Annotated in this window: 6 protein-coding genes; 4 read left to right on the top strand and 2 right to left on the bottom strand. The window is 53.3% G+C overall.

Translation table 11 applies throughout. From position 1 onward, the window contains the following. Nucleotides 1-636: 636 nt before the first annotated feature. Complete coding sequence (locus JRI95_05855; protein ID MBW2061076.1) at nt 637-2,064, bottom strand: CoA-binding protein; 1,428 nt, start codon at nt 2,062-2,064, stop codon at nt 637-639. Nucleotides 2,065-2,592: 528 nt separating this feature from the next. Between JRI95_05855 and JRI95_05860 the strand changes: the two genes are divergently transcribed. The 4 genes from JRI95_05860 (at nt 2,593) to JRI95_05875 (ending at nt 8,371) form a co-directional block, all read left to right on the top strand. Next, entirely contained in the window at nt 2,593-4,527 is a 1,935-nt protein-coding gene (locus JRI95_05860) for an FAD-dependent oxidoreductase (GenBank protein MBW2061077.1), read from the top strand. Continuing rightward, complete coding sequence (pdxA, locus tag JRI95_05865) at nt 4,460-5,587, top strand: 4-hydroxythreonine-4-phosphate dehydrogenase PdxA (GenBank protein MBW2061078.1); 1,128 nt, start codon at nt 4,460-4,462, stop codon at nt 5,585-5,587. The genes JRI95_05860 and pdxA overlap by 68 nt, the downstream gene beginning before the upstream one ends. Before the next feature lie 262 nt (nt 5,588-5,849). Then, a complete protein-coding gene (locus JRI95_05870) occupies nt 5,850-6,644 on the top strand; it encodes an enoyl-CoA hydratase/isomerase family protein (GenBank protein ID MBW2061079.1) in 795 nt (264 codons plus the stop codon). Between the two features lie 278 nt (nt 6,645-6,922). Then, nucleotides 6,923-8,371 carry an MATE family efflux transporter gene (locus tag JRI95_05875; protein ID MBW2061080.1) on the top strand — a complete coding sequence of 483 codons (1,449 nt, stop codon included), beginning with the start codon at nt 6,923-6,925 and terminating at the stop codon, nt 8,369-8,371. A gap of 243 nt (nt 8,372-8,614) precedes the next feature. Here the strand turns inward: JRI95_05875 and JRI95_05880 are convergent, their stop codons facing one another. Then, nucleotides 8,615-8,821 carry a glutaredoxin family protein gene (locus JRI95_05880; protein MBW2061081.1) on the bottom strand — a complete coding sequence of 69 codons (207 nt, stop codon included), beginning with the start codon at nt 8,819-8,821 and terminating at the stop codon, nt 8,615-8,617. Nucleotides 8,822-9,069: the final 248 nt, after the last annotated feature.

A 9,069-nucleotide genomic window follows, 5' to 3' on the forward strand; every position in this document is an offset into this window, starting at 1 on the left:
ATCCGGGCCGTGGGCGGCAGCTCTATCTTCACCTCCTCGACCTTAAAAAGCTCCTCGTCCGGCGTGTCCAGAAGCAGCCGGATGTATGTGGCGCGGTCTGTGGGGCCGTCGTTCTTTTGAGACTTGAGACTATCCCTGCGAAAGGAGAGGCGCACGCCCTGCCCCTCGGGTCTGTAAGCCAGTGTAAACACCTGCTTGCCCCAGTCCCGAAAGATAAGGTTGCCTTTGCCAAACGTACAGCCGGTCACGAACTGGATTCCATCCACCGCGCTGGAGTCGTTTTCGACAACGGCCACGAGTTCCTCGTCTTCCGCCCGTTCCCCGCCGAGCCGATTCAGGCCAAGCAAAGCGGCCCGGTACCCGATAAGCAGGCCGGGGCAGAGGTGTCCGTGAAAGCCGACAGCCTCCCGGAGAAGCTCATGTGAGTCGCCAAGGCTGGGGTCCATCATCTCCTCCTTTATTCTCAAATAACACCATAAGTTGAGACCTCAAAAAAACATCCAGAGTTAAAAATTTAATTCATTCTATATTAGTACATTCACCAGGAGGTTCCAAGGATAAAACTGAAGAAAAATATGGGGTTTTAAAACGCAGGGGAAGCCGGTTTCCTCTAACCAGGGAGAAAAGAGGGCCAGGTTAAAGGCAGCGGTTTTTTCTTTCCCTGTATTTCACCAGCCCGTACATGCCTCTGACACAGTCGGCGGGATTGATAAAGTAGGGAATGTGATGCCTCTTGGCGATTTCGTAAACAGGCTCAGCCGTCCACATTTCAATATTGGATAAAAAAACCGGCTTACCGAACCTTTCAGGGATTAAGGAGAGCTGCTCGGCGAATTCCAGGCTTTGCACCATGCGCGCTGTTTTGGTTTCCCGGTCGAACTGGCTGGTCAGCGGCATGATAATCAGTCCGTCAATGTAATCCTGCTTGGCGACGATCTCGATGATCTTAATATAGGCCTCCATGTCTTTCATGGCAATGCAGTCAATGGGATTCAGCGGTGGGGGGCCGTAAGGCAGCATATGCTCACGCATTTCAGCCTGAGCCTCCGCGCTCATCTCAGGCAGTTCCAGACCCAGCCGGGTGCAGTCCTGGGCCAGGATGACATTGAATCCGCCGCCGTCCGAAAGAACAGCCACCCGGTTCCCCCGAGGCAGCGGCTGATAACACAGCGCCTCAGACATGTTGAACATCTCCAGGGGATCATGCCGCCGCATAACCCCGGCCTGCTGGCAGGCGCCTTCAAAGATCTCATCATTGGCCGCCATGGCCGCGGTGTGGGAACGCGCTGCTCGCGCCGAGGCCTCGCTCGCACCGGCCTTGTAAAGCAAGAGAGGTTTTTTTGCGGAAACGGATCGCGCCACCTCCAGAAAACGGCGGCCATCGCCTGTATCTTCCATATAGCCTGTGATGACGCGCGTTGAAGGGTCATGACCCAGGTATTGGAGCAGGTCCGTGAAATCAACGCAGGCCTGGTTCCCGCAACTGATGAACTTGCTCATCCCGAATCCATGCCTTGCCGCGGCGCGATGGAAGTACGAGCCAAGGGTACCGCTCTGGGAAATGAACGAAACCGGCCCTTGAGGCATTGCGACTTGGGGCTGGAAGATGGTATTGACGTTCCCCTCGGAACTATAGATACCCATGCAGTTCGGCCCGATGAAATAAAAACCGGCCTCCTTGGCCTCCCTGGCCAGCCTGTCTTGAAGTTCGGCTCCGGCAGAGCCAATCTCAGCGAAGCCCGCTGTAATCACAATGCCTCCCTTGACCTTTTTAGCAATACATTCCTGGATGACTTTCGCGACCAGCGAGGCGTTCACCACCACGACTGCCAGATCAATCTCTTCCGGTATTTCTGAGATCGCCGGGTAACAGCGGAACCCCTGAACCTCTTTTTCGTTCGGGTTGACAGGATAAATCTCGTGGCGGTACCCCCCGCCGACCAGCCTCTGCAAGGTCCGATATCCCCAAACTTCAGGGTTGTTGCTGGCCCCCACAACGGCCACCGAACGCGGCTTGAAAATGGCATCCAGGGAAGCCTTCATCTGAGCATTCATCTCTGACATCCTCTAACCTCCATGATATTTTATGGTTTTTAAGGAGCGCCGGGAGGTTATGAACATAAAAAAGGCTTAAAATTAATACTAATTTTAAGCTAAAGGAGTCCCGATCCTCAACTCCTGGATGCTTACATACCACAATTGCGGTGCGATTACAAATGATGGGGAGGAAGAAAGATAAATTGAGGCCGGGCCGGACCTTCTGAATGTAAAGGTGTTAAAAAACTTCACCTGGAATGTGCTTCTTAGCGCGCTGTCAATTGAAGGAAGGGCCGTTCTAAGTTAAGATTTGAAGGAGGTTTTTTAGGGAAATAATAATTCATTACCCAAAACTTACGATAAAAAGGCCTGGCTTTAATAAACATAATTTGACATTGTCTATTACATTTGTTAACTTTATTTTTAAATAAATTGGTGTAGTTATGATTATAGATCGCTTATGATTCATGTTAAATTTTACAGAGACCCTTAAGACACAAATCAGGTCGCAGACAGTTTAACTAGATGTTTATTTTCATAAATAAGGAGTGAGAGATGAGCGGATTAGAACACCTGCTTTCCCCGTTGAGGATCAAAGGCATGGAACTTCCCAATCGAGCCGTGATGCCGCCTATGGGCACCAATCTGAGCAATAATGACGGCACGGTCAGTGAAGCGCTCCTGGCATACATGAAGCGTCAATCAAGAAGTGGCGTCGGACTTATTATCGTGGAGGTCGCGGCCGTTCATCCCTCTGGCGCTTCGATCGCCAGTGAGCTCGGAGTCTATGACGATCGCTTTGTTGATGGGTTAAAAAAACTGGCGGCAGTGATCCACGAGGGAGGTGGTAAAGCTGCCATGCAGCTTCACCATGCCGGGCGTGAAAGCTTCTTTCTTTTACAAAGAGGAGAAGCCATCGCGCCGTCGGCTGTACCGAGCGTGGTATTTCGCCAGCCGGCGCGGGAAATGACCATTGAGGACATCAAAAAAATCATCGCCTCTTTTGGCCGGGCTGCGGTTCGCGCGCAAGAGGCTGGATTTGACGCGGTCGAGGTTCATGGCGCCCATGGCTATCTTTTGGCCCAATTTTTATCCGCGCTGTCTAACCAGCGTGATGACGAGTACGGCGGCAGCCTGGATAATCGGGCCAGATTCATCATTGAAATATTGGAAGAGGTTCGTAAAAACGTGGGGGATGATTTTCCTGTTTCTTTACGCCTCTCTGCCGAGGAGTTTATAAAAAACGGTTACGTTGTCGAAGACCTCCAGCCGATATTGCCCGACTTTATCAAAGCCGGGGCCGATATTATTCATGCTTCTCTCGGGACACACGGGAGCCCTGCCGGGATAACCAGCGCCCCGCCGGAGTATGAGCCAGGGTTCAACGCCTGGCGCGCCAAAAAGGTTAAGGAAGTGGTGGATGTGCCGGTAATCGCTGTGGGGCGGTTCACAGATCCTGTCCGGGCCGATGAGGTCATTGCCAATGGGAAGGCCGACCTGGTCGCCTTTGGCCGGCAGCAGTTAGCTGATCCGGATTATCTGACCAAGGCCAGGGAGGGCCGCCCGGAGGACATTCGCCAGTGCATCGCCTGTAACCAGGGCTGTATCGAGCGCCTGATGGAGGGAGAAGGCTCGATCCGGTGCGCCATTAATCCGGAAACCGGGCAGGAACTCATCTATCCTCAAGGACCGGCCAGGACCAGCAGGCAGGTATGGATCATTGGCGCAGGACCGGCCGGTTTGACCGCCGCTTACGAGGCGGCCAGGCTGGGTCATAAGGCTACCCTTTTTGAAAAGGAAGAAAAGGCAGGAGGCCAGCTGCGTTTTGCGGGTATACCCCCGCATAAAAGCGTTTACACGGACTGGATCGCCTGGCTCATCTCACAGGTCGAAAAGGCAGGCGTGGAGATTAAGACCGGAACACAGGTCACGGCCGAGATGATACAAGAAGAAAACCCGGAGGCGGTTATCCTGGCTTCCGGCGGACAGAAGATCGTGCCGCCCATTAAAGGGATTGACCTCCCCATGGTTCATGATGTCTGGCAGATACTGAGCGGCGAGGTTTCACCCCGGGAAAACGTGGTCGTGATTGGATGCGGGTGGCTGGGCATGGAAACGGCGGACTTCATGATCGAAAAAGGAAGCCAGATTACCCTGGTTGAAATTCTCAAACGGTCGCCGGTCCGGACACGCCTTTCTCATGGCTACATGCTGCATAAACGCCTTCGGGATGCACAGGCAAAAATGCTTTTTAACACCACCGTGGAAAGCATTCAGCAAGACTCCGTGACAGTCGTGCATGAAGGTCAGGAAGAAACCCTTTCACCGGTGGATCAAGTGGTTGTGTCGGTCGGTCTCAGGCCCCAGGACGAACTCAAAAAAACCCTGGCAGAGAAAGGCATTCGTCACCGGGTGGTTGGGGATGCCGTTCAGGTTCGCCGTATTATTGAAGCGACCGAGGAAGGGGCACGGGCGGCCTGGGACCTTTGAATTACCACCCTCAACCTTGAAAGGACGGCTTGAGGGAAACGTATTGCCTGAAACTTCAAGACCTGTCCTGGGCCTGACTCTAGGCGACGTGGCCGGTGTGGGTCCGGAGGTGGTGGTTCGGGCCCTGGCTGACGAGAGCGTATTTCAGGTCTGCCAGCCGCTGGTTCTGGGTGACCTCGGCGCCCTTGAGCGGGCTGTTCAGCTTCTCGACCTGGACCTGGCCATCAATGTCCTGGAGCCAAATCAGGAACCCGCCGCTCGCCATGGAACCATTGACCTCCTTCCTCTTTCCAGGCTGGACCCCCGAGACCTTGTCCCGGGCCACCCTAGCCTTGAAGGCGGCCGCGCCGCGGCTCGATACATTGAAACCGGAGCCAAACTCGCGCTGGCCGGACAGACCCAGGGGCTTGTCACGGCTCCGATCAGTAAAGTATCCTTAAACAGAGCCGGTTACCATTACCAGGGTCACACCGAGATGCTGGCCGACCTGGCCGGAGGCATGCCGGTAGTGATGATGCTGGTCGGATCGAGCCTTCGGGTGGCGCTGGCGACAACTCACATTGCGCTTAAGGATGTGCCAGGGCTCCTGAGTGCTGAACGCATTGTTACCACGGCCCGGATAACCGATGAAGCTCTGCGGCAGTACTTTAAGCTGGCTCACCCGCGCCTGGCCGCTTCGGCGCTGAACCCTCACGCCTCGGAAGGCGGCTTGTTCGGCCGGGAGGAAGAAGAGATTATCGAACCGGCCGTGGCCCAGGCCAGGAAGCAGGGGCTGGACTTCAGCGGCCCTTTTCCGGCGGATACCGTCTTCTACCGGGCCGTGCAGGGTGAATTTCACGCCGTGATCTGCATGTATCACGACCAGGCCCTGATCCCTTTCAAACTTCTACATTTCAAAGACGGCGTCAACGTCACCCTGGGGCTGCCTTTCATTCGCACCTCTGTGGATCACGGTACAGCATATGATATCGCCGGTCAGGCCCGGGCCGATCCCGCCAGCATGCTGGCGGCCTTGCGCCTGGCCGCCCGGATGGCCGCCGGACAGAAACCGCGTCCTTGAACATGATCACCCTTTAAAATCGTAAAAGACAATTCAGGGGTTTACAAAGCTGTCATGTTCAGCTTAATATGCTAGATCAGATAAAGGATTTTTTATGGGAATTAGAAAAAGTTTGCCTGAAGGGTTGAAAGAGACCGATACTCAGGGATCAGGTGATTCCGAGTCCGATCCGTGTCGGGAACCAGTGAGGCAGGATGGGGTGACGGCCCTTTTATTCGGGCAAAACAGGCCACAACCATAGAAACGATTAAGGAGGTAGATTATGGCTTTCGAACAAATCCTTGTGGAAAAGAAAAGGGAACACGTGACCACCGTGACGCTCAATCGTCCCAACGTCATGAATGCCATTAGCCCGGAGACCAGTAAGGAACTGGATACGGCCTTTAACGAGTTTGCTGATGATCCTGACGCCTGGATCTGTATTGTAACAGGAGCTGGAGATCGAGCCTTTTCCGCAGGCAATGACCTCAAGTATCAGGCTACACATTCGCCGGAAGAAATGAGAAAGGCCATGGAAGGGATAAAAGGCGGCTTCGGCGGTGTCACCTCTCGATGGGACTGCTTCAAACCCTTTATCGCCGCGGTCAACGGCCTGGCGCTGGGCGGTGGTTTTGAGGTGGCCCTGGCCTGCGACATCATCATTGCTGCCGACAACGCCACCTTTGGTTTTCCCGAACACCGGGTCGGGTTGATGCCTGGCGCCGGCGGTGTGCATCGTCTGCCGCGGCAGATGCCTTATCACATTGCCATGGGTCTGATCATGACATCCAGACGCATTACGGCCGAAGAAGCCATGAAGTGGGGTGTTATTAATGAGGTGGTCCCCCAGGCGGAACTTATGTCCACCGTGGATAAGTGGATAGATGAAATTATGCTCGGCGCACCGCTCTCGCTTCGCGCCAGCAAAGAGTCCACCCTCAAGGGCTTGCATATGCCGCTAGAGGAGGCTATGTCCATGAATTATCCAGGGCTGCAGAGGATGTACGGGTCCGAAGACGTAAAGGAAGGTCCGATCGCATTTGTTCAGAAACGCCCGCCTCAATGGAAGGGGCGCTAAAACCGGTAACGGGGGGTTTCGGCCCCCCCCCTTTATTTTATCTTTAAGGATTAATTTCTGAACTGAAGCCGTCTTATCACTGGCTTCTCTTCGCGACCTTCCCTACAAAACAGGAGATAGAGCACTCGCTTTGTTCTTGACCCGCCTCCTGATCCCACCTATACTTCGGCACTCACAAATTCGCCTCGTAATTTCCTGAGCGAACTATTTTTTTTAAATTTAGAAGTAAAGGCCGCATCTCATCCAAAGGGCGATAACGGTCTAGCCGGATTATGAGTATGACACCAATCACACGAGGGATTTCCAATCGCTGGCAGGCTGAAGGCGGATACCGGCAGGTCCTGTTCCTGGCGATCCCTCTTATCTTCAGCACCGGGGCGTGGGCGGTTCAGCATTTTGTTGACCGGATGTTTCTGGCCTGGCTCTCACCCACGGCCATCGCCGCGGCCATGCCTGCCGGCGCCCTCAATTTCGCCTTTGTGAGCCTCTTTTTAGGAACAGCTATCTATGTGAATACCTTTGTGGCCCAGTATTTCGGCGCTAAAATGGATGACCGCATTGGGCCGTCCTTGTGGCAGGGCCTTTACGTGGCTCTCATCGCCGGTCTGCTTCACCTGACGCTCATTCCTCTGGCTGGATTCTTCTTTGGCCTGGCCGGGCATGACCCTGATATTCAAAAATTAGAAGTTGAATATTTTCAAATACTCTGCCTCGGGACAGGACCGATAGTCGCCAGTGCGGCCATGTCAGGATTTTTTTCGGGCCGAGGCAAAACCTGGCCGGTGATGTGGGTCAATTGTATAGCCACCGGTGTCAACATCATCCTGGATTATGTAATGATCTTCGGGCACTGGGGGTTTCCGGCGTTGGGTATCAGAGGCGCGGCCGGTGCGACGGTCCTTTCAGCCTGCTTTACCTTCTTTGTTTACCTTTTCATGATTTTGCGCTCTCAACATGAAAAGCGCTACCGCACCCGGTCCGGCTGGCGATTGGATCCTTCATTGTTCAAACGTCTTTTACGTTTCGGCCTGCCAAACGGGGTCCAGTTCTTCCTGGACATGATTGGTTTTACGATATTTATTCTCCTGGTTGGACGTTTGGGCGTCATCGAACTGGCCGCTACGAACATCGCGCTCAATATCAACAACTTAGCCTTTATGCCGATGATCGGCTTCGGTATGGCCGTATCGGTCCTGGTCGGCCAGAACATGGGCAAGAACGAGCCGGACCTGGCCGAACGCAGCGTTTATTCAGGCTTCCACCTCACCTTCATTTACATGGCTGGCATCGCCCTAGCCTACGTCCTGATTCCTGGTCTGTTTATTTGGCCCTTTACGGCTCAAGCCGAACAGGCGAGTTTTGTCCCGATTCAGGATATGACTGTTATTCTGCTTAGATTCGTTGCCATCTACTGCGTGTTTGACACCATGAATATTATCTTTGCTTCAGGGGTCAAGGGCGCCGGGGACACCCGTTTCGTCATGTTTATGGTCATAGTTTTCGCCCTGTTAGGCCTGGCCTTGCCAACCTATATTGCCCTGGGTCTCTTCAACCAAGGCATATACACAGCCTGGATCATTTTCACGGTCTGGGTGAGCCTCCTCGGTTTTGCATTTTTATTCCGCTTTCTAGGTGGGAAATGGAAGACTATGAGCGTCATTGAGATGGCCCGGCCCACCCTGCCTGGTTCCATCCCGGGGAGACAATTCACCGCAAGCAAACCATGAAAACAAAGGGCCTGACTGCCGAGAAACTACAGGTTATGTATAATATTTCCCGCGAAGATAGGACGAGTTTTCATCTAGTAGCGAGAGGCGGATTCTTCTTTTGGCTCACCCTGCATCGAAAATGAGTGGCTGGGTAGAAGAGATTAAAAACCGAAAGCAACTGCTGAAAAACTAAGAGGGAAAAACTGTCACGGACAAGTGGAAGGCTGATCTTTTTCCGGTGAACTCACCGGCCTAGACGCCTCAGGTGCCTCCCCCATACCCAATAGTGACCTTGCCGCCCTCCACGATAACCGGTACGGACCTTTGGCCCTGGCTGTGCTCAAGCATCTCCTCTAGTTTTTCCGGGTCCTTTTTTACGTCATAGTACTCAGCATTGGAACCATAAGCCGACCTGGCTTCATCGGTATGAGGTCAACCGGATTTCCCGTAGATGATGACATTGCTCATCACGCTTTCCTCCTTTGGAATTTTCTCCATCAGTAACAGGTCTGATATGCAGCGCCTTGGCAGCCTTTTTGGCTGGGATTTAAATTTAATGTATCTTATCATAAGGAATCCTGCCAGTCCATCTGCTTCGAATGGAGCCATTTGCGTTGTAACGGAATTTTCTTATTTAGCCTCATATATTTCCACTTTTGAGGAAGTGATAATGGCTCGATCCTGTTCTGGGTCAGAATAAAATTAAGGTTTCGAGG

The organism is Deltaproteobacteria bacterium (assembly GCA_019308995.1).
Lineage (GTDB): Bacteria > Desulfobacterota > Desulfarculia > Adiutricales > JAFDHD01 > JAFDHD01.